23 protein-coding genes are annotated in these 26,399 nt (G+C 29.0%); 1 reads left to right on the top strand and 22 read right to left on the bottom strand.

What is annotated here, in order from left to right; translation table 11 throughout:
• Positions 1 to 7: 7 nt before the first annotated feature.
• The 7 genes from KQS_RS03480 to KQS_RS03450 form a co-directional block, all read right to left on the bottom strand.
• Positions 8 to 1,015, bottom strand: a complete 1,008-nt coding sequence (locus KQS_RS03480) for a glycosyltransferase family 4 protein (RefSeq protein WP_041251977.1) — start codon at positions 1,013 to 1,015, stop codon at positions 8 to 10.
• On the bottom strand, positions 987 to 2,366 hold the full coding sequence (locus KQS_RS03475) for an O-antigen ligase family protein (protein WP_157868385.1): 1,380 nt from the start codon (positions 2,364 to 2,366) through the stop codon (positions 987 to 989). Before KQS_RS03475 ends, KQS_RS03480 begins: the two co-directional genes overlap by 29 nt.
• 4 nt (positions 2,367 to 2,370) lie before the next feature.
• Positions 2,371 to 3,435, bottom strand: a complete 1,065-nt coding sequence (locus KQS_RS03470) for a glycosyltransferase (RefSeq protein WP_014387827.1) — start codon at positions 3,433 to 3,435, stop codon at positions 2,371 to 2,373.
• Positions 3,413 to 4,555: a glycosyltransferase gene (locus KQS_RS03465; protein ID WP_014387826.1), complete on the bottom strand. Its 1,143-nt coding sequence runs from the start codon at positions 4,553 to 4,555 to the stop codon at positions 3,413 to 3,415. Before KQS_RS03465 ends, KQS_RS03470 begins: the two co-directional genes overlap by 23 nt.
• Complete coding sequence (locus tag KQS_RS03460) at positions 4,555 to 5,556, bottom strand: glycosyltransferase family 2 protein (RefSeq protein ID WP_014387825.1); 1,002 nt, start codon at positions 5,554 to 5,556, stop codon at positions 4,555 to 4,557. The genes KQS_RS03465 and KQS_RS03460 overlap by 1 nt, the downstream gene beginning before the upstream one ends.
• 6 nt (positions 5,557 to 5,562) lie before the next feature.
• The gene (locus KQS_RS03455) at positions 5,563 to 6,258 is read right to left on the bottom strand and encodes a class I SAM-dependent methyltransferase (protein WP_242400771.1); all 696 of its coding nucleotides are present in this window, start codon (positions 6,256 to 6,258) and stop codon (positions 5,563 to 5,565) included.
• A gap of 167 nt (positions 6,259 to 6,425) precedes the next feature.
• A complete protein-coding gene (locus KQS_RS03450) occupies positions 6,426 to 7,439 on the bottom strand; it encodes an exostosin domain-containing protein (RefSeq protein ID WP_014387823.1) in 1,014 nt (337 codons plus the stop codon).
• Positions 7,440 to 7,527: 88 nt separating this feature from the next.
• Here KQS_RS03450 and KQS_RS03445 point away from each other — a divergent pair, with 88 nt between their 5' ends.
• Positions 7,528 to 9,453 (top strand): tail fiber domain-containing protein, encoded by a 1,926-nt coding sequence (locus tag KQS_RS03445; RefSeq protein ID WP_014387822.1) that lies wholly within the window; start codon positions 7,528 to 7,530, stop codon positions 9,451 to 9,453.
• Positions 9,454 to 9,486: 33 nt separating this feature from the next.
• Here the strand turns inward: KQS_RS03445 and KQS_RS03440 are convergent, their stop codons facing one another.
• From KQS_RS03440 to KQS_RS03370, 15 genes are all read right to left on the bottom strand, one after another.
• On the bottom strand, positions 9,487 to 11,016 hold the full coding sequence (locus tag KQS_RS03440; RefSeq protein WP_014387821.1) for a glycosyltransferase family 2 protein: 1,530 nt from the start codon (positions 11,014 to 11,016) through the stop codon (positions 9,487 to 9,489).
• Positions 11,009 to 12,169 (bottom strand): glycosyltransferase family 4 protein, encoded by a 1,161-nt coding sequence (locus tag KQS_RS03435; protein ID WP_014387820.1) that lies wholly within the window; start codon positions 12,167 to 12,169, stop codon positions 11,009 to 11,011. Before KQS_RS03435 ends, KQS_RS03440 begins: the two co-directional genes overlap by 8 nt.
• 12 nt (positions 12,170 to 12,181) lie before the next feature.
• Positions 12,182 to 13,306: a dTDP-4-amino-4,6-dideoxygalactose transaminase gene (rffA, locus tag KQS_RS03430; protein WP_014387819.1), complete on the bottom strand. Its 1,125-nt coding sequence runs from the start codon at positions 13,304 to 13,306 to the stop codon at positions 12,182 to 12,184.
• Positions 13,307 to 13,308: 2 nt separating this feature from the next.
• Complete coding sequence (locus KQS_RS03425) at positions 13,309 to 13,941, bottom strand: acetyltransferase (RefSeq protein ID WP_014387818.1); 633 nt, start codon at positions 13,939 to 13,941, stop codon at positions 13,309 to 13,311.
• Complete coding sequence (locus tag KQS_RS03420) at positions 13,934 to 14,860, bottom strand: glycosyltransferase family 2 protein (protein WP_014387817.1); 927 nt, start codon at positions 14,858 to 14,860, stop codon at positions 13,934 to 13,936. The genes KQS_RS03425 and KQS_RS03420 overlap by 8 nt, the downstream gene beginning before the upstream one ends.
• Before the next feature lie 25 nt (positions 14,861 to 14,885).
• Positions 14,886 to 15,995, bottom strand: a complete 1,110-nt coding sequence (locus KQS_RS03415) for an ATP-grasp domain-containing protein (protein ID WP_014387816.1) — start codon at positions 15,993 to 15,995, stop codon at positions 14,886 to 14,888.
• Positions 15,995 to 16,762, bottom strand: a complete 768-nt coding sequence (locus KQS_RS14715; protein WP_394332334.1) for a hypothetical protein — start codon at positions 16,760 to 16,762, stop codon at positions 15,995 to 15,997. Before KQS_RS14715 ends, KQS_RS03415 begins: the two co-directional genes overlap by 1 nt.
• A 498-nt stretch (positions 16,763 to 17,260) precedes the next feature.
• Positions 17,261 to 18,130 carry a hypothetical protein gene (locus KQS_RS03405; RefSeq protein WP_014387814.1) on the bottom strand — a complete coding sequence of 290 codons (870 nt, stop codon included), beginning with the start codon at positions 18,128 to 18,130 and terminating at the stop codon, positions 17,261 to 17,263.
• Positions 18,130 to 19,005: a hypothetical protein gene (locus tag KQS_RS03400; protein WP_014387813.1), complete on the bottom strand. Its 876-nt coding sequence runs from the start codon at positions 19,003 to 19,005 to the stop codon at positions 18,130 to 18,132. The genes KQS_RS03405 and KQS_RS03400 overlap by 1 nt, the downstream gene beginning before the upstream one ends.
• Positions 19,005 to 20,438, bottom strand: a complete 1,434-nt coding sequence (locus KQS_RS03395) for an MBOAT family O-acyltransferase (protein WP_014387812.1) — start codon at positions 20,436 to 20,438, stop codon at positions 19,005 to 19,007. The genes KQS_RS03400 and KQS_RS03395 overlap by 1 nt, the downstream gene beginning before the upstream one ends.
• Positions 20,439 to 20,441: 3 nt before the next feature.
• On the bottom strand, positions 20,442 to 21,824 hold the full coding sequence (locus tag KQS_RS03390) for a hypothetical protein (protein WP_014387811.1): 1,383 nt from the start codon (positions 21,822 to 21,824) through the stop codon (positions 20,442 to 20,444).
• Positions 21,824 to 23,533, bottom strand: a complete 1,710-nt coding sequence (gene asnB / locus KQS_RS03385; RefSeq protein WP_014387810.1) for an asparagine synthase (glutamine-hydrolyzing) — start codon at positions 23,531 to 23,533, stop codon at positions 21,824 to 21,826. Before asnB ends, KQS_RS03390 begins: the two co-directional genes overlap by 1 nt.
• Positions 23,533 to 24,234, bottom strand: a complete 702-nt coding sequence (locus KQS_RS03380; protein WP_014387809.1) for an acylneuraminate cytidylyltransferase family protein — start codon at positions 24,232 to 24,234, stop codon at positions 23,533 to 23,535. Before KQS_RS03380 ends, asnB begins: the two co-directional genes overlap by 1 nt.
• Entirely contained in the window at positions 24,234 to 25,394 is a 1,161-nt protein-coding gene (neuC, locus tag KQS_RS03375) for a UDP-N-acetylglucosamine 2-epimerase (protein WP_014387808.1), read from the bottom strand. Before neuC ends, KQS_RS03380 begins: the two co-directional genes overlap by 1 nt.
• Entirely contained in the window at positions 25,387 to 26,397 is a 1,011-nt protein-coding gene (locus tag KQS_RS03370) for an N-acetylneuraminate synthase family protein (protein ID WP_014387807.1), read from the bottom strand. The genes neuC and KQS_RS03370 overlap by 8 nt, the downstream gene beginning before the upstream one ends.
• Between the last annotated feature and the right edge of the window lie 2 nt (positions 26,398 to 26,399).

The following is a 26,399-nucleotide window of genomic DNA, read 5'->3' as shown; positions in this document are numbered from 1 at the left end:
TAAACAATTACGCTAATAATTTTAACCATTTCTGTTGAATAATTTCAGCATCCATAGCCTCAACCAACATTCTCGCCTCATTTACAACAGATTGAGTAGTAACCGTATCTATTAAAATATTTTCAATCGTTTTTACCATCATAGCAACATCAGCATCTGTTACTAAGAATCCGTTTTTATTATTTTCAATTAAATAAGGAATTCCTCCTACATTAGTTGATACAATTGGTAATCCTAGCGCCATTGCTTCTAACAAACTAACGGGCATATTATCCACATGTGTAGTATTTATAAACACATCATGTTCTTTGGCTAAACTTATCCATTCACTTTTTGTCAATTTACCCGTAAAATTAACGCTAAGATTCAAATCACGAGCCAATTTTTCTACTTCACTAAAAGTACCATCCTTGTCAGGACCAACCATTGTGAGTTGAGCACTTGGATGTTTCTCTTTTAATTTTTGTAAAACTGATACTGCCATTTTCGGATTATAAATTTCAGCAAAAGCCCTTACCCATAATAATTTAGGCTGAAACGTATTTCTTTTTTTAAACGGATATTGCTCGATGTGAACAAAATTAGGAATATATGCTACATTTTGAAATCCAGCTTCATGAAACTTAACAAAAAGATAATTTGACGGTGCAACATTAATAAAAGCATTTTTAAAAATTAATTTTGATAAAAAAGTTGATTGCTTTAATCGTTCTGGCAAATTACCACCATGTAATATTGGGATATACTTAAGATTTAAAAGTCTACACAATTGACTTACCAACAATAAATAATAAAAACTGAGTGTACTGTATGAATCTATGAGTACATAATCCGAATTTTTGTGTTTTAAAACGCTTAAACCCATGTCAAAAATTCGTAAAATGAAATTTTTCTTATCAGACACTGAAACAACAGACAAGCCTCCGGATTGCAACAAAGGTGTTAATGTTTCTATAGTTGTTAAATTAATGCCATGTTTGGAAAGTTTATTCCCTATGTACAGGATTTTGTTCAATTGATTCTGAATTAGTATTAGTAGGTAGGTATATATTCAATAAAGCTAATGCATAAACCACACTTGAAGCCACAATTCTGGTTGCAGCATGGTTGATGGTTAATCCCCAAAAAATTAAAAAAGAAAAAAAGAAAATGTGATAAAAATTTCTATCTCTATAATATTTTATAATGGGCACAAATATTAAAAATAATAAAATAAAAAGTCCAAAAACCCCATGTTCAGACAACAACCTTGTCGGTTCTGAATGGGCTTGAGCACCCATCGTTACACTTCCCTCGCCCCGAATCATACCTCCAATTCCAGGTCCAACACCAAAAACAGGATTTTCTATGAATAAATCAAAATCATTCGACATAATATCTTCTCTACCTGACATTGAAGATTCTTTTAATCTTCCTGCCGCATCTTTATTAGAATAACGGTTTACAATCATCCCATTGGTAGATACCGATGCGTAAATCCAAACTATCGTTAAAGTAACAATTAAACCGAATAGAACTAGCAAATAATTAGTTCGGGCTTTATTATTTAATATTTTAAAAACTTTAAAATTAAAAAAAGTGAACATTACAAAAAAAGTAATCATCCCTCCTCTTGAGAAAGTTAATAACCCTCTATACAGGAAAATAGCAAAAATTCCTAAAAAAACATATTTAAGAATTTTATCTTTAACTTCCGTTAAAAAAGCTACATAATAGACAAAACATCCTAAACCCAAAATGGTAGAAATCTGATTAGGACCAAATCCTCCAGAAGCAGCAAAATTTGAAGACGTATTGTACTGAATTAATTGCTTAAAATCAGATGGAGTATATAGAATAACTAAAAAAAGAATCGTTAATAAAGGACCTGTTAAAATTTTTAATCGTTTGATTAAATCCTCCAATGTTATGAATTTACCGTAGCAATACAAAGATGCTGCAACTAATGAAAAGGGGCCTAGTAAGTTGAATAATATTTTTTTTCTCACATCAATTTGAAAGAAAAAGGTATTTACTGTCAAATAAATTCCGGGGACAAATAATATCAATATTAAAAAATAAGGCCAAGCTTTTAAACTAATTTTTTTAAATCCGAATCCTAAAATACTAAAATAAATTACTGCATATTTACCTATATCAAAAAATGCACCATCAGATTTCATTCTAAATATCATTTCAAAACCAATAGTATAAATTAGTAAACTTAATACTTCAAAATTTTGATCTTTATTCCTTATTACCCAAATAGTTCCTAAAAGTAAATATAGGGGCATTAAAAGAAATACGACACTTGAAAAATTATGAATTACAAATGCCATAAATAAATGAAATAGTAAATATAAATATGTATTTAAAGATTGATTCAAAATTTTATTTATTATAAATATTGATTAGTTCTATTGCAATTTGATTTTTAGAAAATCGGTCTAAAACTAGTGTACTCAAATTTGTTTTTAACAATTCCAATTGTTTTTGATTGGACAACAACAAATTTAAAGAATTTGAAATATCTTTTTCATCATTAGGATTAAAACTTATACAATGTTCATTATCACGCAATCCTGCAATTTTAATTGTATTTGACAACAAAACTGCTAATTTAGCCATTCCGTATTCTACAATTGTAACGGGAAATCCTTCATAAAAAGAAGCCAATACACCAATTTCAGCCTGACTTAGTACATATGGAATATCTTCACACGAACCGTAGAGAAATACAGCTTCACTTAATTGATTGGATTCAATATATTTTTTAATGGTATCAAAATAGTCATCATCAAAAAATTTACCTACGAAATGCAGCGTCCAACCTTTATCTATTCCTACACTTAAATGAAATCCTTTTAATAAATTTAAATGATTTTTAGGTTCTTTTAAATTAGCTAACATGACAATTCGTTTTCCGTCTTCCCCTTTAAGTTTCGTTTTTTCTACTACATTTTCTGCAAGTGAAAAATTAGGCAAAAAATAAACTTCTTCGCAATTAAGCTTTCGAATGGACCATTGCTTTAATGCTTCATTTACGGATACTATTGCTTTAAAAAAATAAGATGCAAAAAATAAAAAATAAAAATGTTTATTGTCTTTAGCTCTATTTCCATAATGATCATGCCAAATAATTTTAATTTTAGGCAGTACTATTTTTGTTAGAATTGCCAATAAGAAAGTAGTCGAGTGTGCATGAATTATTTCAATATTATTTGTTCTTAAGAACGATCTAAATTTAAAAATGGCTTTTACATCAAAAATACTTTTTCTATCAATAAAAAAGTAAGTCACGTTATTGGCAACTTTATTCTTTAGTTGTCCTTCTTTTCTTGAAGCTACAAGATAAGAATTGACATTGGGTATTTCTGACATCAAATTAGCAATGTTAACTGCCATCCTTTCAGCCCCACCAGCCTCTAAACTATCAATTAACTGAACTACTCTCATTATATAGAATCATTTTTTTTATTTCTTCTTCAAAATAATCAGTAGTAAATTGTTGAGACCAATTAATTGCATTTTCACACATGTCAAAATAATCAGATTCATTGGTCATTAAAGATGTAATCAACTGAACATCGGATGCTTGATCTAAACTCAACAACTTTCCTCTAGTCCCATTTCCAATCATATAATTCACACAAGAAACATTTGTTGTTAAGGGTAAACATCCCCAAAACATTGCTTCTGCAACCACTTTAGGCCAACCTTCACTTTTAGATGCTAGAAGTAAAAAATGACTCTCTTTATAAGCTTTTTCAACAACATCTTTAGCTTGATTTCCTTTTAAAAAAATAGTATCCTGGAGATTATTTTGAAAGATATAATTTTCCAAAGCATTTTTTTCAATTCCATCTCCAAAAATAGTCAAACACACATCGTAACCTTGCTTTTTAAGAAGATGTAGTAACTGAACAGCATATAATGGTCTTTTACCTTCCGACAAAGTACCTACAAACATAAATTGAATAGTTGCATTTAATTTTCTAGGTTCTATATATTTTCTTTGAGAATTTGAATAAGTTGCTGTAAAAAAAGGTTTAATATTTGAACTCATACCTTGCCATTCACCATAAACTAAAACTTTCATGTTTTTAGTTAAAAATGTATTATTTAAAATCCATTTTTGAATTTTATAGCTCCAAGGTTGTTTACTTTTTGGATCCCAATTTCCGGCATATTTTGCAGTTTTTGGCTTTGATGGAAAAAATATTTGAACCAAACATCCTAAAAGACCAATATTCCCTGGACAACGTAAGTGAATATGATCACTTTTTTTACAAGCTTTATAAATTATACGAAAGTTTTTTGGTAAACTAAAAATTGTTTTAGCTATAGCTTTTATTGATTTTAAGTTAAAAGCTTGTAATTCATTAAAAACAATAGTTGATTTTTGATAATTTATATAAATTGGATTTAATTGAGAATGCTGGGCTTTTGGTGCAACCAATTCCACTTCATCAACATAGTTAAACCAAATATTCATTTCATTAATATAAGGTGCATAACCATAGAATTGATGGTTCACTTCTATATGTTCTACATGAGTAATAACACAAAACTTCATTATGAAACTATTTTTGGTTTTTTAACAAACAGTTTAATATAGGCAGCTATCCTTCCAATAAATTCAGTAAAAGCCGCTTGTTTATTTGGAGTAGAAATTACATTTCCTAATCGAATAAATGCTAATAACAGAGTGATTAAATGCCATTTTACCTTTGCTTTAAACGAAGGCTTGGGATGTCTTACTCTCCATACATACCAACCGTTCCAAACCACCATTCTTCCATAATTGTATTGGTTTGGCCTTCCTGAAGGATGATGATGATGTTCTAATTTTGCTTTTGTATTGACAAACAGTTTTCCTATTCTTGAAATTCTAAAGGTAAAATCTGCATCTTCATACAAACCATAACCATCAAAAAAAGTAGAAAATTTATGCTCATCGAGAACTTTTTTTCTAAAAGAAGACACCCCCCCCATAAACTGTTCTACTTCATAAATTTTATCGGTTGGTGGCAAATACGAAACACTTCGTCCATGTGAAAATTCAGGCAAGAAACCTGGATTTTTATCTGCTCCTAAACCAAGTCGTTTCCTAAGGACATTACGTTTATCTTCTTTTCTTATATAACCATCATTAACATAATAAGAAGCATCAGTTACTTTATTAGCCTCTAATTTTTCCCAATGAACTTCATTGGTAATATAGCCTCCAACACCTAGTGCTTCTGGATGTTTATGGTATGTATCTAATAATTCTTGAAAATAATTTGCAGTTAAAATAGTATCATCGTCTAAAAAGCAAACAATTTCACTAGTAGCTACTACTTTTTGAATACCAAAATTTCGTTGTTTGGTTAATCCTCTATTTTCACCATCAACATTATAGTATTCTATATTTTTAAATTGATTTTTTTCAAAAAAATCGTTTGTCTTTGAATTCAAAGATGCGTCAACTATAATAATTTGTTCAGGATACACGGTTTGTTTAGCTATCGAATGCATTAAAGTTGCAATAGCTTCATCTCTATTATAGGTACAAATTATTAAAGAAAAATTCATTTACAATTAGTTCTTTTTCATTAACATGGTTACATGCATGCATGAATATAAAACTTTATCTGAAGTTTTTGACTGCTCCCAATCCTGATTATGCCATTTTCTCCCAATTTCATTTAATTTATTTTGAGATAAAGGCAAGAAATTCATAATTGCCATCCACTTAGATTTTCCTAACACACCTCTTCTATCCAGAATTGTAAATGCCTTTTTATATTGCTCAACTGTTTTTCTAGTAAATGGCCATTCCCATTCAGCATCGGACTGAAATGGTCTGTATAAAGTTCGAATTAATTTTATTGGCCAACTAGTTTCTAATGGGTCGTAACTTACAATAAGCCCACCCACTTTCAATTTTTCGTTTAGTTTATCAATTAAAATAGTAGTATTAGGGAAATGATGTAAAACACCATAAGCATATATAATATCAAAATCTTTCTCCGAAAACTCATCTGTTAAAAAATCAACTGCTACAGCTTTTGCAGTAGGAATATTTTTTAATCTTTCATTTAATTTAGCAATTGCCACATCACTTAAGTCAATTCCAATATATTCTTGAGCATTTTCTGCTAAATAGAGAGATAAATAATTTCCAGCAAAACAACCTAAATCTAATACTTTTTTATTTGACAAATCTCCTAACCATTCCTTATGTAACTGATAGGCTTGATCTTGAACGCCTATAGATTTTCTTATTCTATTCAAAAGCCCATTTCTTATTTTGGCCCAAATTTTAGTGAAAAAATTTTGCTTAATATTGTTATAAAATTCCTTCTGTTTTTTATTTGTTTCAATTATTTCTTCAGCAGTTTTCATAAGCTCAGGATAAATTTGCTGTAAATATAGTAATATTTACAGAAGTGATTAAAATACTATTTTTGAGATTGTGCTAAATGGTAGAAATAATCTACTTTATTAAGCAAGTTTAGAGCTAAATTTCTGTTAGCTATTTGAATTTCTTGCAATTCAGCTTCAGATTTAGAATTATAAAAAGCTAAAACGTCTTTTTCAACATTAGCTTTTGTGGTAAAAACACAATGCTTATCCCATTGGATAAAATTCTCTAAAGGCAATTTAGCATCGGTTGCAATAAAAACGGGAATTCTACCCATAACTAATGTTTCATAAAATCGAACGGAGAAATTACCTGCACCTCTAATGCAAATCGTAAAAAGATTTTGAGCAATATTTTCAAAAAACTGGTATGTGGTTATTCTTATTTCTTCTTCAGTTCTTGCACCTGCTCTATATTTATCTCGATAAATAAAATTACAATTCAATTTATTTGAAGATTCAATTTTTTTCAACAACTTATAGCGAGTTAAACCAGATGCATAGAACGGTTGATAATCGCCCACACTTTTATTCCAAAGATACTTTACATTAAAATACCAATTTATCCCCAATTCCTTTAAAAACTCTTTGAAATCATTATTTGCATTACCCACAAATCCAATAGAAGGTTTATCCGTTTTATTTAAAACTTCAAATTCAAAATCTAAGCAATACGTATAAGGATCAGTCACAAATGAGGGCAAAATTTCATTATTTGCATCTAATTTTGATTGCAAACCTCCCAATCTAAAAATAGTAATATCCTTTCGGTACGACAGACCTCTATCACCACCTGTATACCCCCAAACACGTTTACCGTTCAGCAAACAAGAATTAATAAAATCATTTAGTTCTTGTTCCCTTTTATTTTCAATAAAATAATTAATGGTTAAGGGGATTATGGCAATATCTGCCTTTTGAATCTCATCAACTACTTCAAATAAATGAGTTGCTTTAGCATCTTTTAGATAAACTAAATCTAGAAATAATGGAAACAGTACTTTTCTATTATTCTCGGTAAAATAGCTCTTTTGAGTATAAATTTTAATCATATTAAAAATATTAATACAAAAATAATCAATAAAATCAACGATAAAAAGAAGTTTTTTCTTATTTTTAAGAAATTTTAAACTTAATATTATGAAAAAAAATTTAATTACAGGACTTCTTTTAATGTCAAGTTACTTAATTATTTCTCAAAACTACTCAGAACCTTTTACTGCTGGAAATGGTGGAACAAACAATGTTTTTATAGGTGAGTATTCTGGAGCTGCCAATACTAGCTTAGATAATGTAGCTATTGGTTTTAGTGCATTAAAATCCAACAACTCAACCTATGGAACTTACAATACAGCCATTGGTTCTAATTCACAGCTTAATAACATTTCAGGAGGTTACAATGTTTCCTTGGGTTATGGAACACTATTAAATCTAAAAATCGGGAGTAATAATACTGCTATAGGACATGAATCTCTATACAACTTAGGAAATAATTCAAATGGTGAAGTAATTTTTAATAATCAACAATTAAATACTGCTTTAGGGTTTAGAAGTGCTAAAAATTTAATTTCGGGAAATGGTAATTCAATAGTTGGAGCATGGTCAATGTCAAATTTAAAAATTGGCAATAACAATACAATTTTAGGTGGATCAGCAATGTCAGCAGCAATTGAAGCTTATGATAATGTAGTAATTGGAGGTAGTTCGTTATATTCTAACCCTTCAGCAATAAACAATACAATAGTAGGTCATTATTCATATGTATATTCAACTGGAAATTACAATATAGGATTAGGTAATAGAAATGGTAATGATAATACAACTGGTAATAATAATATTACTATTGGTAATAATTCATCTGCAAAAAATGGAGATAGAAATATTTTAATTGGAAATTCAACAACAACTACTTCTTTTGGCTCTAACACAAATCAGTATAATATACTAAACATTGGAAATGTAATTTTTGGTCAAAATATTAACAATTTAAATAGTGTGAATGGTTCAGGTAGTATGCCTGGTAGAATTGGAATTAGAACAAGTACCCCTCAAAACACATTAGAAATCACAAGTGAAATACAAAATACTTCAGGTTTAAGATTTACTAATTTAACTAATTTAAGCCCAACTATTTTAAATCCATCTAGTAAAGTACTGTCAGTTAATAATTTAGGAGATGTAATATTAGTTGATGATAAAATAGGAAATTTAAATGCAGTAACTTCAAGTTGTGCCAATTCAAATTTTGTACCTAAAGTTGATCCAACAAACAATTTAAATTTAATTTGCAGTCAAATATTTGACAATGGAACAAGTGTAGGCATTGGTACTGGAGCACAACCAAATAGCTATTTTGATTATTCTTTTTCAACTTTACCACCATTTTCAGGCGGTTCAGTACCTATTTCAGGAACGGTTAAATTAGATGTAAATGGAATAATAAGAACAACTGGTATATTTGCAACTTCTGATAAAAAATTCAAAAAAAATATTGAAAACATAAATAGAGCTCTTGAAACTGTACAACTACTTGATGGTAAAACCTATTCATGGAATAAAGAATCAAAAAAAGAAATGAATTTTGATGATAATTTACATAGTGGATTTATTGCACAAGATTTAGAAAAAGTATTACCTCATTTAGTAAATACAAATTATAATGGAGAAAAATCAGTAAATTATATTGAAGTGATTCCTTATTTAGTAGAAGCTATTAAAGAGCAGCAAAATCAAATTTTAGAATTGAAACAAATTATTGAAGAATGGACAGAATCTAAAAAATCAAATTCCATAGAAGAAATTAAAACTTCAAAATTTATTACAATTGCGCCAAATCCTTCTAACAATGAAATGTTAATTAAAATTTCAAATTACAATGAGGTAACAAATCTTGAACTAGTAGTTTATAGCTTAAATGGTGAAAAAATTAGCAGTAATAGGCTTAATACAACATTAAAATCGATAGAAAAGAAATTCTATAAAGATGATTACGGTACTGGTACATTTATTTTAAATTTAGTTGCAAATGGAAAAATAATTGATAGCAAAAAGATAATTTTTAAATAATCCACAAAAAGAGAGACTTTACAGGCTCTCTTTTTATTTCACTAATATTTTTTTTGCCCAAATTTCACTTGCTTCCCATTGTAGTTTTACTTTTTTAAGGGTACTATAAAATTTTAGTTTTGATTTCAATAATTTATTATAAAAATATAAAGTTTTGTAACTCAGCAACTGCTCTTTTGTTTTATATTTTAAGAAATTGAGCAAAATAGTTGGTGAAGGATTTGGTATAATTTCGTCATTAGACCAAGGTAAAACCGGTTTGATTCTAAAACCGCCAACTGGAGCTTTTAAATGTAGAATTATTGGCTCAGGCAAATACACAACATCTAATCCTTGATTTCTTATTTGCATACCAAAATCAAAATCTTCCCCAAAACAAAATTCATAATTCATATCATATTTACAGTTTTTTAAAATTTCTGTTTTTACTATTGAAGCGCCAGAACCGAAAATCTCAGTTTGGTGTATATTATTAAACGTTGAAACTTGACCTTTTTGTAGACAATTTAAATTAACCGCATTAAAATTATGAGATAAAATATTCAAAAAAGATTTTTCTAAAAAATCATTTGAAATACGAATATCGTCGTCAGCCATAAAAACCCAATCATTAGAAATATATTCAAGACCAATATTTCTAGCATTACACGCTCCTAATTGATGTGTAAATTTTAATACTATTTCAAACGGCCAAGGTTCATTGAATAAATAATCAAGTTCAGACTCTGAATTTAAAATACCATTTTGCTCAATTATAATTACTTTTTTGGGTTTTAATGTTTGTTCACTTAAATCTATTAAAAAATCTTTAAGAAATTTTTTTCTACCTAATGTAGGAATAAGAACATCTACAGTCACCTTTTGATAATCAATTTCAAAACATTTTGAAGTACTTACATTATTAAAATAAAATTTCCTTTTTTTAATAAACAACGAAAACAGTAAAGGAGCTAAATTAAATTTTCTTTTATAGATTAATTGACAATAAAACAATATTATTATCCAATGTACTTTATAGTTTTGTTTTACAAATTTATATAATTGAAAATTATTAAGTTTTTTTTCCTTAAATTGTTTGTCTCCATTCAATAATAATTTTGGTTCCCTTCTACAAAACAATCCATTCTTAATTAATTGAATTCCTAAAGAGTGTAAAAAATAATTAGGTGAATCATTTAATTCAATATCTTTAATTGAAATTCTATTTATTAATGATGCTTTAACTAATCCAATATCTCCGCTAATCATCCAAGAAAAACTTGATACTTCTTTCGGAATTCTAAATAAACTATTTTGATCAATAAATCCAATATCATTAGTTAAATATAAATCATTATTATTACTTGCAAATACAATCTCTTTATCATTAATATCAATAGTTTGTAATATATTCCAATTAAAATTAGGAACTATACGATTATCGATCCATACTATTTTTTCATTAGGATTTTTATTTGCTATATAAAATAAAACTTTTGAGAATTTTTTAGAAGGAACATCAATTAAAGTCTCATTTAAAAAAACTTTTACAACATGTTTAGTATTATGTATAATTTTAATCATGTTTAATTATTTCATTATAGTATTCAATATGTGATTGAGCAATTTTTTGAATATTAAATTCTTGTTCAATCGTACTTCTTGCATGCTTACTTAATTCAATTCTCTTTTCAGTAGAATTGATCAAATTTACAATTTCATTAGCGTATAATTGATGTTCCTTAGGATTGATTAAGACACCGTCTTTATGATTTGATATGATTTCACTCGCCCATCCAATATTTGAAGCTACAATTGCTTTTTCCATTGCCATTGCTTCTAACCAAGAAACAGGTAATGCTTCTGCAAAAGTTGGAAAAACACAAATTGTTGCTGATGCTATTTTATTTTTCATCTCATGATAAGGAATGACACCATGATAGTTAACTTTTTCTAAAGCATTATGAGTAAAAAGTTCCTGCATCATCTGCCATGTAGAAGAATTACCAGAAATAATATCTGGAGAATCTTTCCCAATTAAGTGCAATTCTATAGTTTGATTTTGCTCATGGACTAAATTAAAAATATGTGGCAATTCTAACAAACCTTTTTTCCTAATCAAGGTTCCGAAATACAAAACAACTATTTTTCCAGAACTATATTCATTTGTAGAATGATTTGCATTAAATTGATTGCTATCAATTCCGTTGGGTAGTATTTTAAAAGGAATTTCTAGATTGAACAATTGATTGGTTAGATTAGCAGTAAATTTACTAACTGAAATAAAACCATTAGCGTGTTGCAGTGCTCTTTTTTCAAGAAATATATTCCACCTTTTTACAGGTCTTTTGTCTAAATAACAAAAATAAGTATCACTTCCATGCAATTTAATAACAATTGGACATTTTTTAGGTTTAATAAAAGAAGTAATTCCAGTCCAATCTGGTGCTTCTACCACATCAATTAAACCTTCAAAATGTAATTGATTAATATTTTTTTCTATTTTTTTTTGAGTAAAGTACCAAGAGAGACCTTTAAACTTAATATTTTTAATTTGATGAACAATTATTTTTCCGTCATTAAAAATAGCATCGCTTTTTTGACCATATACAATAACCCTTACTTCATGATCTAAACTCGTTAAAGCATTTGCAAGTGTTTTTATACTTGTACCAATTCCTCCCGCATTTCCAGTTTTTTCATGAGGATATTCAGATGTTAAAAAAGCAATTTTCATTTCGTTTCTATTTTAAAATTTCAAAACTTCTTGAATAACCTTTTCAACCTCTAATTCATAAAATAATGGCAATCGCAACAATCTATTGGTAAAAGCATCACTGTTTACTAATTCTCTACCATCGTGTTTTTCATTGTAATAGGGACTAGAATGTAAACTTATGTAATGAAAAACTGCATGAACACCTTCTTGGTTTAAATGTTTAATTAACGCTGTTCTTTGTTCAAGTGATTCGCAAACCACATAAAACATATGTGCATTATTACATGAAAACGGTTCTACTTCAATTAATTTTATATTTTTACTCTTAGACCAATTTACTAATTGATCATAATAAGTATTCCAAAGATTTAATCTTTTTTGTTGAATAGCATCTAAATTTTCGATTTGCGCCCAAAGAAAAGCAGCAATAATTTCTGAAGGTAAAAAAGAAGAACCTGTATCTACCCAACCGTATTTATTTACTTCTCCTCTAAAAAATTCAGCTCTATTCGTTCCTTTTTCCCAGATAATTTCTGCGCGATGTATAAATCTTTCGTCGTTTATAGCCAATAGTCCGCCCTCACCAGCAATAATATTTTTTGTTTCATGAAAAGAAAATGCCGCTAAGTGACCAATACTTCCTAGTGCTTTTTTTTCTCCATTTTTTGAAATAAAATAATTATCGATAGCTTGAGCAGCATCTTCAATTACAAGTAGATTATATTTTTCAGCTAATGCCATTATTTTGTCCATATCACAAGCAACTCCTGCGTAATGAACTGGAACAATGGCTCTGGTTTTGGAAGTTATTAAAGCTTCTAATTTTGCTACATCCATATTAGGGTTACTTTCACATGAATCTGCAAAAACTATTTTTGCACCTTGTCTTACAAAAGCAATTGCTGTAGAAACAAAAGTAAAACTTGGGATTATTACTTCATCTCCTTCTTTTATGTTTGCTAGTATTGCACACATTTCAAGTGCATCTGTACAAGATGTCGTTAGCAATGCTTTTTTAAATCCATATTTTTTCTCAAAAAAATCTTGGCACAATTGAGTGTATTTTCCGTTTCCAGAAATTTTACCCGTTTTTACTGCATCCTCAATATAAAACGTTTCTTTACCAGTTAAGTAGGGTTTATTAAATGGGATCATAATTATCTAATTTTTCGAACAGGATTACCGGCATAAAAAGCTTTATTTTCTAGTGAGTGAATAACAACACTCCCAGCTCCAATTTTTATAGAATTACTAATTTTAATTGAATCAACTATTGTTGCATTTGTTCCTATAAAACAACATTCTCCAATAGTTACAAATCCAGAAATTGCGACTCTAGGAGCTAAAAAAGAATGTTCTTGAATAATAGAATCATGTGCAACTGTTACAGACAAATTAAGCAACGTATTTGATTTTATTTGCACACCTTTATCAATTACACAATTGGGATAAATTACCGTTCCTGGTTCAATTATCGCTGTTGCATCAATCCAACATGTTGAGTGTATAATTGTTGCAAATGGTATTTGATCTTTGAATTTAAAAAAATATTCTTTTTTTTTCTCTAAATGATTATAACCAATGGCTATTATTAATGCGTCAAATAATTTATTTGTATATGCTTCAAATATAGCATTAGATTTACCTATAATTGGAAATTGTGTATCTGAATTTAATTCAGCAAAATCATCAAAAAATACAACACTATCAAAATGAGAATCACTTACCGCTAAATGCGCAATTTGATTCCCTAACTCTCCCGCTCCAAGTACAGCTAAAATCTTATTCATAAATTTTTTTAATTATACTATTGGGTCTTCCCTGAACTTGATTAAAAATTTTATACAAGTAAATACCAATTATTCCCAAAAATGTGGAAATTATTCCTAATATCAAAACATTTACAGCCACAATTGAAGTCCAACCTAATTGAACTTCCTCTTGATGAATAATTTTTTGTATAATTAAATATATCAAAAATAAAATAGACGAGAAAGTAATTGTTAACCCAAAGTAAAACAACCATTCCAAAGGTTTACCTGAAAAAGAAGTAACGGCATGAAGCATTAATTGTAATTTTCTTTTTAAAGTATAGGTACTTGCTCCTTTCCTTACGCCTTTTTTAACTGGAACACCTTTTTGATTAAATCCTACCCAATAAAACATTCCACCTAAAAACAAATTAGCATCGTTTAATTCCAGTAATTTATCAACATATTGTTTGGTCATCAAACGTTCGGTTAGTATATTATGTGGAATTTTAGTATCTGATAATTTATTAATAACGTTCCAAAAGATACTTCCGAATTGCTTTTCGAGAAAACCTCCTTTTCTAACTTCTTGAAATCCATAAACAACATCAATAGAATTATCTTCATTGATTATTTTATAAAAATCAATCAAAATACTTGGTGGTGTTTCTAAATCATTATCGATTAAAAAAATTAAATCGCCCTTAGCATGAGACAATCCGGCTTGCATGGCATAATGATGTCCAAAATTTCTACTTAAATCTAAAATTTTTATTTGTGGAATTTCTTTTTTTCTTTCGATTAAATAAGCTAAAGAATCATCTGGAGATCCGTCATTTACAAACAGTAATTCAAATTCAGCTATTTTTATGTCGTGAATTGCTTTTTGAATTTCATCAATAAAAGTATCTAAAAATGGTTTAGATTTATATAAGGTAGAAACTACAGATAATTGCATACTCTTTTTTAAACAAATATATTAATTATATCAAATTAACCCGTTGATTTGATTGGTATATTAAATAGCCAGAACGATCATTACTATTTTGCAAGAATTGTAAATCTTCATTTTGTATTAATTTTTCAACATCAAATTCATTACTTTTTTTAAAATAAGGCAAAATACATTCTGTTTCTTTACTTAAAAAATAAACTCCTGAAAAATTTTGATGGCTGATAACGGGCTTTTCAAAAGTACCAAGTGCAATAGCTATAACACCTTTTACAAAATCGTATCCAGTTGATAATTGTACTAAATGTGAACCTATAAAATCACCTCCCATTCTGGCACCAACTTCAATTACAACCACCTCGCCATTAGCATTGATTTTAAATTCTGAATGACTAGCTCCGTATTTTATATCTAAAACATTGAGACATTTTATCGTTTCTTCTTTTATCTTTTTTTGAATATCAGCCGTTAAATTACTTGGTTGATGATGAGCCAACTCTACAAAATGTGGTGCTGAAGTTGTAGTCTTATCGGTAATTGCTAAAATATAATGTTCTCCATTCCAAGAAATAGTTTCAACACTTACTTCAACGCCATCAATAAATTCTTCAATTATAGCTTCTTTTGAAAATGATTCACTAATTGCGTACTCAATAGCATCATTTAATAAATTTTCATCCACAACTTTTGAAACACCTCGACTTCCTGAACGATCTGCGGGTTTTACAATTAGTGGATATTGAAAAGTTTTAATTTTTTCTTGAGTGCTTTTAATTTTTTGAAATTTAGGAATAGAACAATTATAACGTTCAAAGATTTCACGCATAGCTCCTTTATTTGTTGAAACCATACTAGAAAATACAGAATTAGCTACTAATCCTAATTCATTTGCCACATAAGAAATAGTTGGAACTGCCATATCCGTTGCAATTGTTGTAATTCCGTCTATTCCAATAATTGAACATTGCTTTAAAATGGCCTGCTTATCTAAAATTGAAATTGGATAAAAATAATTTGCTACTTCTTTACAAACTGCACCTTCTGGCCATGCAAAACAATGCGTTTCAATACCCATTTCATTTGCTTTTTGCACTAGAGGTAATTGCAAATAACTTGCTCCTATTATGGCTAGTTTTTTCATTAAATTAGAGTAATTAAACTTTTTAAATTTGCTAATGTTATAAAAATTAAATTTAGTGACAACACTAAATAATACTTATTTTCATTAAATTTTCTGTCTTTTAAAATTACAAGAAACGACAGTGGAATTAAAACTTCATAACCTGCAAACCATCTGTATTCAACAAAAGTTAAAGTTAAGAAAGCTATTGATGCGCAAAAAATATAAAATGCATAGACTGAAAAGTACTTTCTATCCATTTTTTTCTCTTTAAAAAAGTCAAGAATTGGATAAAAAATCACTAAAAATAAAAAACCGAAAAAACGAATTTCCCTAATCATTATATGACCTATATTGTAAGCTGTAATTTTAATGGCTAATATTGGATCTTTGGTAATAAATTCAAAAAAACTCTTAGGTAACGATGCATCGCCATTTTGATCAACATATGTTTGAACTTCCTCAAATTTTGTATTTTTCCAAATGGCATCTCTATGCATGTTTTCTTTTCCTAGTTCAATTTTTTTAAGACCCAAGTAATTTCTTTGTATCCAATTTACAGAATACCCACTCGGACTTTTGTCTTCAAAACTTAATTTATGTTTTTCTACAATTGAAGGAAAATGAAAAACAAATACAACAATTAAAGCTACTAATGGAGTAACTACTAATTGTTTGATAGAATTTTTATTTAAAATAAAATGGACAACACAAAACAACATATATATCGGGACAATGAAAATCCCCGAAGCTCGGGTTGAAAATATCAAACCAATTATTAATCCCAATAGTATATTCTTTTTTAAGGAATATTCATTATTTAAAAAACCAAAAATGATATAAAAAAAGAACACTATTAAAACCCCTAAAAAAATATCATTGTTACCCGTAGCAAAATAATTTGAGTTTATTAAGTAGAAAAAAAATACAAGGCATACATGACTAACCAATAGAGTATTTTTAGATTTAAACTTTTTTAAGATTTTAAACGACAATATAATTATAAGCAAGTGAGAAATACTATTGACACAAAAAATTGAAATTACTATATCTTTAGTTAACAAATAAAAAGGATAGATAACTAAGTTATATAAAATACTAGTCCCTTCTGATACACTTTTATAATAGCCGTTTTGATAAAATTCTAAAAACTTGCCTCTATAATTATCGCCATCATGTAAAAAAAAATTTTTCTTATAATTATAGTAATAAATTAATAGAATATAAATTAATGAGAATACTATTAAGGACCAATTATATAGTTTTTTATAAAAATTAACCTTCATCTAGAACATTTTATTAATTATATAATTAGTAAATTTTCTTGCTCCTTCCTCATTCATGTGTCCACACGATGAAAAATATTTATCTTCGTTTATCACATTTTCCAAATTATATATTTCAGGATACAATTGAATTACTTGATTAAAATATTCACTATTCTTTGTATTAGAACACATGGGTGTTGTTACTGTTATTAATTCTACATGATACTTTTTACAGATTTGTTTAATTAATTCGTAGCTTTTATTCCTTTTGGGTTTATAACTCGTTAAATCGTATTCCATATTTTTTCCTACACCTGAAAGAGCATAAAAACCACCATTAGCTAAAAAACTGGTTTTTCGTTTATAAAAAGAAAAGAACATTTCTCTAAAACCTATTTTAGCCTCATATTTAATATATCTGTAAAAAGGTATGTTTTTTAATTCAAAAGCATTGGGAATTGTATCATAATAACTCGATACTAATTTTTCTGAATTTAAATAAGGCAAAAATGAAGCTCTTGTTCCATCTGAAAAACCATCCGAATTAATATTTAAATCTACCTCAACGATAGCTTTTTTGGTTTTAAAACCTTTTTCAAAAAACAATTGTAAAAACAAAGCTGTTTCTTGTAAACGCGAACCACTCATACCGTAATTGTAGGTTTTAATTCCTTTCTTTTCAAACAAATCCGTCACAAAATGATTGTTAGCTCTGGAAGAACCTAAAATAATTAAATCATATTGTTCAGGTTTTCCATTTAAAACATATCGTATTTTATTCCGTTGCGATTCACTTTTATACACACTAGTATAAATAAAATCTAAAGCAAAAGCCGAAACAACAACAATTCCTAAAATAATTAAAATATGTCTTAAAAAGTAGTTCATTATAATTTCAATTCCTTAATTATAAATTGCGTATACATTCTAGCACCTGCATCATTTAAATGGCCACATGAAGAAAAATAGTTATCATCATGCACTACATTTTCAAAATTATGTATTTCGGGATAGAGTTGGTTCACTTTTTCAAAATAATCAAGACCTTTTGTGTTTTCACACATAGGTGTCATGACTAATATTAATTGGATGTTATTTTGAGCACACAACTTTTTCACATCTTCTAGATATCGGTTTCGAATGGGTTTTAAGGTAGAAATATCATTCTTCATTTTACCCGATTTTGTTGTTAATAAAGGATAATACCCTTTATTATGAAGCACGTTTGTTGGTTCATTTTTCAACACTTTCAAAACTTCTCTTAAACCTATTTTGTTATCAAACTTTATGTATCGATAAAAAGGCAAATAATACAATTGAAAATAATCTTCTTGAGATTTTATGTGTTCTGTAATAGTGGCATCGCCGTGCATATAAGGCATAAATCTTGCCGTTGTACCTTCATCTCTATTTTCATTACAAACACTTAAATCGGCTTCTAACAATAAGGTTTTAATTTTAAATTGATTATCCAACATTTTTTTGAGCATCAAATCTGTTTCAAAGAAATGTGAACCACTCATACCATAATTAAAAGCTTTTAATCCTTTTTTCTCAAACAATTCAGTCACAAAATGATTATTAGCCCGTGAAGTACCCATAATAACAACATCATAATTTTTGTTCTTAGAATGCATTACATGCTCCACTTTATTTCGACTAGAAGAAGTAGACAACACCTTCGTATAAGCAACATCTAACAACAATGAAGCTAGGAACAAAATGAATAAAGTTATGAGTAGATGTAAACCGAATTTTTTCATTAAAACTGAAAGTATATAAATTCTTTATAATCTGAATACACCCCAAGTGCAAACAGTGCCAACATACAAATAAAAACCTTTATCCATTCGTATTTACCAGAAATAGGCTCTATTTTATATTTGTTTTTCCATTCAAATAAAACAAACGCAATAACCAATACTAATAATTCAGGTGTATAACGTTCAATACTTAAATATTGGGAACCAAAATCTAAATTAGTGAACATTCGTTTAATGTAATTTAAAGCGTCAGTTATAGTATTTGCTCTAAAGAAAATCCAAGCTAAAGTGGCCAAACAAAAAGTGGTAAACACATTAAACAAAATTTGTAACCCCTTCCAATTCCATTTAAAATCAATGGGTTCTAGGTTACTTCTATTTTTATTCAATAACAATAAGGGTAAAAAATACAAAGCATTAATGAATCCCCAAACAATAAAAGTCCAATTGGCCCCGTGCCAAAAACCACTAACTAAGAAAATAATAAACGTATTTCGAACTTGCATCCATTTTCCACCTTTACTTCCTCCTAAAGGAATATACAAATAATCACGGAACCAAGAAGAAAGTGAAATATGCCAACGTCGCCAAAACTCCGCTATATCTCTAGAAAAATAAGGATAATCAAAATTCTTCAATAAATCAATTCCGAATAGTTTAGAAGTACCCAATGCAATATCAGAATACCCACTAAAGTCGCCATAAATTTGGAAAGCAAAATACACTGCTCCTACTATTAATGACAATGTATTCATCTGTTCATAGTCGTTAAATACTGCATTAGCATACATGGCACACGAATCGGCAATAACCACTTTTTTAACTAATCCCCATAAAATTTGATAGGTTCCTTCTTTAGCTTTTTCAAAATTAAACGTGCGTTTTACTTTTACTTGAGGCAATAAATGTGTAGCGCGTTCTATTGGACCTGCAACTAACAACGGAAAGTAACTAACAAAAAGGGAATAATCTACAAAATTATATTCTGCTTGAATACGTTTTTTATAAACATCAATTACATAAGACAAACCATGAAACGTATAAAAGGAAATTCCAACTGGTAAAACTAATTTCAACAAATAAGGATGTGCTTTTAATCCAAAGCCATTTAAAAATTCAGCAAAAGATTGAGCAAAAAAGTCGTAGTATTTAAAAACACCTAAAAAACCTAAATTGATCCCTACACTTAGCCAGAACCAAAATTTAGCTTCACCTTCTGATTTACTTTTTTCAATTTTTATACCCGAGACATAATCTAAAAGAGTTGAAAAAATCAAAAGAAACAAAAAGCGCCAATCCCAACAAGCATAAAAATAATAACTAGCGAAAATCAGTAATGCATTTTGCCATGATTTATTTTTATTAAAAACAAACCAGTATAGTATAAAAACTATTGGCAAAAATATAGCGAAATCTAATGAGTTAAAAAACATATATTATATAAGAGTATTTATAGCATTCCAAATTCTTTCAGATGCTTTATCAGCAGGCTGTTCCGTAATTTTTTCAAACCATTTAAAAGCATCTTCTGAACAATTTTTATTCAAATTTTCTTCAATTAATTTTTCATAATTGGAAGGTGAATTAACCCAAACAACTGCATTTTTATTAGGCATAGAACGAAAATGAACAAAATTATAAATCTTTTTTACAGACCAATCAAAAATCAATTTATTGGGCACATCATAATTGATATAAAAACAAGGTTTATTGAACACAGCAAAATCAAAAACCATAGACGAACCTAAATTGATGACCAATTCGGAATGTTTTATGGTATTAATTAAAACCTGATTATCTTTTATTGTTGGCAAAACCGTATTCCAACCTTCACCTATTTTTATCCAAGCGGGATTAACTGGAACAATTACATCTTTAAATTCCTGTAAAACCGCATCATATCTTGTAGAAAAATCAACAGGGCAACGTCTGAAAATAAGACCTAAATTATGTCCTTTTTTATTCAAAGCCTTAACAGCCAAAGCCACATCTCTTAGATACTTTTCATCATCGGGACAAGTGGTGATGTCGTCTCCTGAGTAACAAATGTATTTTTTATTACTGTCTAACTTGTTTTCATTAAAAAAAACTTCTTTTTCTTGGTATAAGTTTTGATCAAAATGAGCCTCAAACTGAGGTGTTCCTGTAATTAGAATTTGATTAGAATTAATTTCGGGATGGTAATGCATTAATTCATTTTTCATATGCTCACTCCAAACAAAATAATAATCAGTTTGAACTACCATAGTTGCTTTAGGCAAATTATCCCAAGAAAATATAAAGGTCGCGGTATGTATATTCAAATCTTTAGCTGCTAATAAGGGTGCAACCGCAATAATTGGGCGTTGATTGGTACAAAAAATAAAATCTGGTTTTTCTTTTTCTAAAGTTGCTTTACAATTTTTGTAATACGTTGTTTTCCTTTCTAAAGAATTTATTAGATTTCTTAATTTTAAAATTCCTTTTTGATTAGAAAAACTTGAATTTAAAAAAGTTACAATACTATTTTTAATTCTATTTTTTAGACCTTTCTTAGAAGCAGGAAATCGATATGTATCATAAACCGCATCTTGTTCCTCTTTTTTATTCTTTGTTAGAGAAGCTTGAATTAATCCATTTTTTAGTACATCGGTTAACGAATGAATTACAGGTTTATTGAATTTTATTTCCTTATAATTTAAATCAGATAGATTAAAAGGCGTGTTATTCCAAAACGAAATATCATAAAATTGTTTTCCAATTTCATAAAATTTAGAGTAGGCAAAATTCCTAAGTCCAACACCATCAGGCAATAACACAAAAACTTTCTTCTTTTTCATTACTTCAAGGCAACCAAATTAATCCATTGCCAAATATAGAAACTATTATCTTGATTTCCATTAGTATATTCTTTCCAAATTTGAAGCACTTTTTTCTTATCAATAAATTCAAAATCTCCAAAAGAATTTATTTGATCAAAAACAAAATTTTGCAAGTCATTAGCTATCCATTCCCTTTGAGGGGTTTGCAGAGGTCTTTTTGGTGCTAAAGCAACCTTATCTGAAATTAATTCTTGACTAATTTGGCGCAACATCCATTTAGTATTGCCTTGATTATATTTTACTTCATCTTTTTGTGCAAAAGCTAATTCTACTAATCTATAATCTAAAAATGGTTCTCTTAATTCTGTTCCATGCAACATACTTATTCGATCATTGAAGCGTAAAGCCCTTGGAATTTTGGTATAAAAAATATCCCTGTATTGCATATTTTGCATAGAAGATTCAAAAGGTTTTTCATAATGTTCTTTTTCAGCCAACAATGCAAAATCAGCATCTAATACTTCAGGACGAACGGGACTAGAATTGATACCTTGAATTATGTTGTTCGATTGATTATGATAATAATCGTAACCCGCCCAAGCTTCATCCATACCTTGTCCGTCTAAAACAACTTTTATACCCTTAGATGCTGCTTCTTTAAACAACAGACTGTAAGCTAGCGTAGGAAATCCACCAAAAGGTTCGTCTTGAACTTGACTCACTTCCTCAATTAAATTCGGAACAATTTTAGCTTCCAATAAAACTTTATTAAGGTGATATGGCTTATTTTCTAACAAGGCTTCCACCCAAGGTAGTTCATCATAATTAGAATCATTACAATAAAATGTAAAAGCTTCCATCTTTTTAGAGGAAGGTAAATTTTTATGAATTAAAGCAATTAAAGTAGAAGAATCCAATCCGCCACTCACATTCATTCCCAAAGGCACATCTGCTCTAAATCGCAGTTGAATAGCCTCATTTAACAATTGAGAATATTGCTCTTTTAATGTTAATTCATCTAAAATTGTCGTGTTTTTAATATTTTGTACAAAATCATACCATTGCACAACATCGAAATTTAAGATGGATTGTGTATTAATAACAGCAAAATGACCAGCTGGCAATTGGTAAATGTCATCCCAAAAAGTTTCATGAGGCAAACCATAAGTACCAAAAGTCAAATAATTTGCCCAGACTTTATTGTTTCTTTTTTTGTTTACTCCAAAAGCCCAAATGGATTTAATTTCACTAGCAAAAACCAATGAATTTTCTTTTTTATAGAAATAAAATGGTTTGACTCCAAATCGATCCCGAGCAATAAAAAGTTCTTGCTTTATACGATCCCAAATAGCAATTGAAAACATCCCATTGAATTTTTCCAAACACGTTGTTCCCCAATGAATGTAGGCATTTAACAACACTTCGGTATCAGACTGCGTATGAAAGGTAAAATGAGGTACTAATTCTTTTTTAATTTCTAAATAATTATAAATTTCTCCATTAAACACCACCATATAATTACCACATGAACTCCTCATTGGTTGGTTAGCCTCTGAAGACAAATCGATAATACTTAAGCGATTATGCCCTAAACTACAACTGTCATCGTGCCATTGTTGTTCAGCATCAGGACCTCTATGCGATTGGGCTTTAAGCATGTTATTTAAACGTACTTTTCTATCTTCAACTTGAAGATTTTGGGAAAATATTCCAACTATTCCACACATTATAACCTATCTTTAATCCAATTTAATTTAGCTTCAGCTAACTCCCAATCTTTCAGAGTATCAATATTTACATAAAATTCAGGGTCATTTTCAATAAAACCCAATTTAGTTCCATAAAAACTTCCTGATTTAATTACTGATGTCTTGGTAATATAAATAGATCCATCTCTAAAATAAGCTGGTGGCAATTCTTGTCTTCTTTTAATTATTTCTTTTTCACCTGTTGCGATTTTAAGCATACCATTATTATCTGGCTCAAAAACCCAATGCGGATTAAACTCATGAGGAACAGGTAAGACACTTACTAAAGCATCAACATCTTCATTTATAAATTTTTGAATTGCAACATCTAAAAAACCATTACTTCTAAAAGGAGTAGTAGGTTGTAATAAACAAACTGCATCATAAAATTCACCTTGAGATTCTAGAAACTCAATGGCATGTTGCACTACTTCAATACTCGAAGAAGTATCTGTTGCCAACTCACTAGGTCTAACAAAAGGCACTTCTATTTGAAATTCATGCGCTATCTTTAAAATTGATGCATCATCTGATGAAATAATTGTTTTAGAAAGTAAATTAGACTTTTTTGCTGCATTGGAGGTATATGCAAGTAAAGGCATATTACCAAGTAATTTTATATTTTTACCTGGCACACCTTTTGAGCCACCGCGTGCAGTAATAATTCCTAAAATTTTCATTAATACATTATTGTTTTATGAAACAGTAAAGGTACTTCATAAAGTAAATCAGCAATTTGCTTACCAGCGTCTCCTCCACCATAAACATTTGAACTATTTTTAATTGAAGAAATTCTATTCAGTATTGCATTCTTTATTGCAACAATATCATAGTTAACATCTATAACATTTTCACCTCTATCTCTTCTATTTTGTCGAGAACCAATATTTACTACTGGCACACCCAAATAGGCACATTCTCTTATTCCTACACTTGAATTACCAATTAAACAATCTGCATGATTTAATAAATGTAAAAAATCTTTACCTTCCATATTTTTAAAGAAATGCACATTGGGTAATTGATGTGTTTCTCTAAATGCTCTAATTCCGGTTGATGTTCCGTCTGCCCCTGCATCTACATTAGGCCAAAACCACAATGTTGGTTTGTTCAATTCATAAACAGCTTGCAAGGTAGCTTCAATATGTTTTCTTGAATCTTGATACTCATTAGTAACAGGATGCTGCATTACTACTAAATAACCGTTTTTTAAATCAGGCTTAGCTCCTACACCTCCATACTTTTCATAAGGATCAAAAGGTAATTGAACACTATTTTCTTTAACTTGTTTAGCTAAATCAATAGACGGACAACCTGTATTAAAAACAAAATTAGCATCCTCACCTAATTTTATCACCCTTTCTTTTGCGCTTTCAGAAGCAACAAAATGATAATCTGCTAATTTAGTAATTGAATGGCGAACTTTTTCATCAATATTTCCAGTTACTTCCCCACCCTGAATATGCGCTAATGGAATATTCATATATGAAGCCGCAATTGCAGTCGCCATGGTTTCAAAACGGTCTGCAACTGTCACCACTATATCTGGTTTTAAATTATCAAAAACAGTAGACAATTCTAGAATTCCAATACCAGTTGTTTTTGCAGCAGCAGTCAGATTTTCTCCTTCCAACACATTAAAAACTTTTGCAGCAATATTAAATCCGTCTTTTTCAATAAAATTTACTGCAGATCCATACCTATCTAATAAGGCCGAAGCAGCAATAATTAATTGCAATTCCAACGACGAATGCATTTGAATTGCTTCTAATACTGTTTTAACACGACTATAAGAAGGTCGGGCTGTAATGACAACTGCTATTTTTCTTTTATTATTCATTGATTACATCATTTTCATTCAAAAAATCCCATTGAGCTAAATTTCTTGAAATTTTTTTCCCTATTATTTTTTCAAAATTTACTGCATCAATACCCAAACCTTTAGGTTTTTTTGCTTCTAAATCTTCAAACTTTAAAACATGTCCCGCAGGTAAATCTTTATTCACTGAAAGAGATTTTTCAAATATAGATTTTAATTCTGAAAATTGGGCATTATTATTTTTGTCAATTGGATTTTTTAGAGCAGTAGCAATAGCATTACAGTCTTGAACCAATTGTTCTATTTCTTCAATAGTTAAAGAAGATTTAGCATCTGGACCAAACATCTTTTTATTAAAAACTACATGAAATTCAAGAATTTCTGCACCTAAGGCTACAGCAGCTACATTAGTTGCAATTTTAGACGAATGGTCAGAAAATCCAACTTTTACTTGATATCTATCTTTAAGTTCATTGATTACATTTAACCCAAATTGTTCTGGATGTGTAGGATACGAAGTAGTGCATTGTAAAATTGAAAAAGTTACATTTCTTTGTTTTAAAAAAGCTACAGTGCAGTCTAATTCAGAAAAATTACTCATTCCTGATGAAATGATAATTGGTTTCTTTGTTTTTGCAATTTTTTCAAGCAATAATAAATTATTTACTTCACCAGAACCTATTTTATAATATTTAACCCCAATTTCTTCTAGCCAATCAACTGCTAAATTACTGAACGGTGAACAAATAAAATCTAAACCCACCTCATCACAATGTTTTTTTATGCCTTTCCACTGGTCTAAAGTAAATTCCATTCGCTTCCAATAATCAAAACGAGTTGCGTCTTCATATGAAAACTTCACTCGAAATGGTTCATGCGAACTACTTTCAGCTGCTGCAATATGCATTTGAAATTTTACCGCATGCACACCTGTAGTTGCAAGAGCATCAATATAAGAATGTAATATACCTAAACTACCTTCATGTGCTTGTCCAATTTCTGCAATGTAATAGGGGTTAGTCATAT

Source organism: Flavobacterium indicum GPTSA100-9 = DSM 17447, assembly GCF_000455605.1.
Lineage (GTDB): Bacteria > Bacteroidota > Bacteroidia > Flavobacteriales > Flavobacteriaceae > Flavobacterium > Flavobacterium indicum.
This window is presented reverse-complemented; position numbering and strand designations above follow the sequence as displayed.

Excerpts from the sequence above, each read along its gene's own strand:
- asnB (WP_014387810.1), bottom strand. The coding sequence starts at position 23,533 with ATGTGTGGAATAGTTGGAATATTTTCCCAAAATCTTCAAGTTGAAGAT.
- KQS_RS03460 (WP_014387825.1), bottom strand. The coding sequence starts at position 5,556 with ATGAATTTTTCTTTAATAATTTGTACCTATAATAGAGATGAAGCTATT.
- KQS_RS03390 (WP_014387811.1), bottom strand. The coding sequence starts at position 21,824 with ATGAAAAAGAAGAAAGTTTTTGTGTTATTGCCTGATGGTGTTGGACTT.
- KQS_RS03415 (WP_014387816.1), bottom strand. The coding sequence starts at position 15,995 with ATGAAAAAACTAGCCATAATAGGAGCAAGTTATTTGCAATTACCTCTA.
- KQS_RS03470 (WP_014387827.1), bottom strand. The coding sequence starts at position 3,435 with ATGAGAGTAGTTCAGTTAATTGATAGTTTAGAGGCTGGTGGGGCTGAA.
- KQS_RS03405 (WP_014387814.1), bottom strand. The coding sequence starts at position 18,130 with ATGAACTACTTTTTAAGACATATTTTAATTATTTTAGGAATTGTTGTT.
- KQS_RS03435 (WP_014387820.1), bottom strand. The coding sequence starts at position 12,169 with ATGAAAATTGCTTTTTTAACATCTGAATATCCTCATGAAAAAACTGGA.
- KQS_RS03445 (WP_014387822.1), top strand. The coding sequence starts at position 7,528 with ATGAAAAAAAATTTAATTACAGGACTTCTTTTAATGTCAAGTTACTTA.
- KQS_RS03465 (WP_014387826.1), bottom strand. The coding sequence starts at position 4,555 with ATGAAGTTTTGTGTTATTACTCATGTAGAACATATAGAAGTGAACCAT.
- KQS_RS03400 (WP_014387813.1), bottom strand. The coding sequence starts at position 19,005 with ATGAAAAAATTCGGTTTACATCTACTCATAACTTTATTCATTTTGTTC.
- KQS_RS03395 (WP_014387812.1), bottom strand. The coding sequence starts at position 20,438 with ATGTTTTTTAACTCATTAGATTTCGCTATATTTTTGCCAATAGTTTTT.
- KQS_RS03425 (WP_014387818.1), bottom strand. The coding sequence starts at position 13,941 with ATGAATAAGATTTTAGCTGTACTTGGAGCGGGAGAGTTAGGGAATCAA.
- rffA (WP_014387819.1), bottom strand. The coding sequence starts at position 13,306 with ATGATCCCATTTAATAAACCCTACTTAACTGGTAAAGAAACGTTTTAT.
- KQS_RS03370 (WP_014387807.1), bottom strand. The coding sequence starts at position 26,397 with ATGACTAACCCCTATTACATTGCAGAAATTGGACAAGCACATGAAGGT.
- KQS_RS03420 (WP_014387817.1), bottom strand. The coding sequence starts at position 14,860 with ATGCAATTATCTGTAGTTTCTACCTTATATAAATCTAAACCATTTTTA.
- KQS_RS03440 (WP_014387821.1), bottom strand. The coding sequence starts at position 11,016 with ATGATTAAAATTATACATAATACTAAACATGTTGTAAAAGTTTTTTTA.
- KQS_RS03450 (WP_014387823.1), bottom strand. The coding sequence starts at position 7,439 with ATGATTAAAATTTATACTCAAAAGAGCTATTTTACCGAGAATAATAGA.
- neuC (WP_014387808.1), bottom strand. The coding sequence starts at position 25,394 with ATGAATAATAAAAGAAAAATAGCAGTTGTCATTACAGCCCGACCTTCT.
- KQS_RS03380 (WP_014387809.1), bottom strand. The coding sequence starts at position 24,234 with ATGAAAATTTTAGGAATTATTACTGCACGCGGTGGCTCAAAAGGTGTG.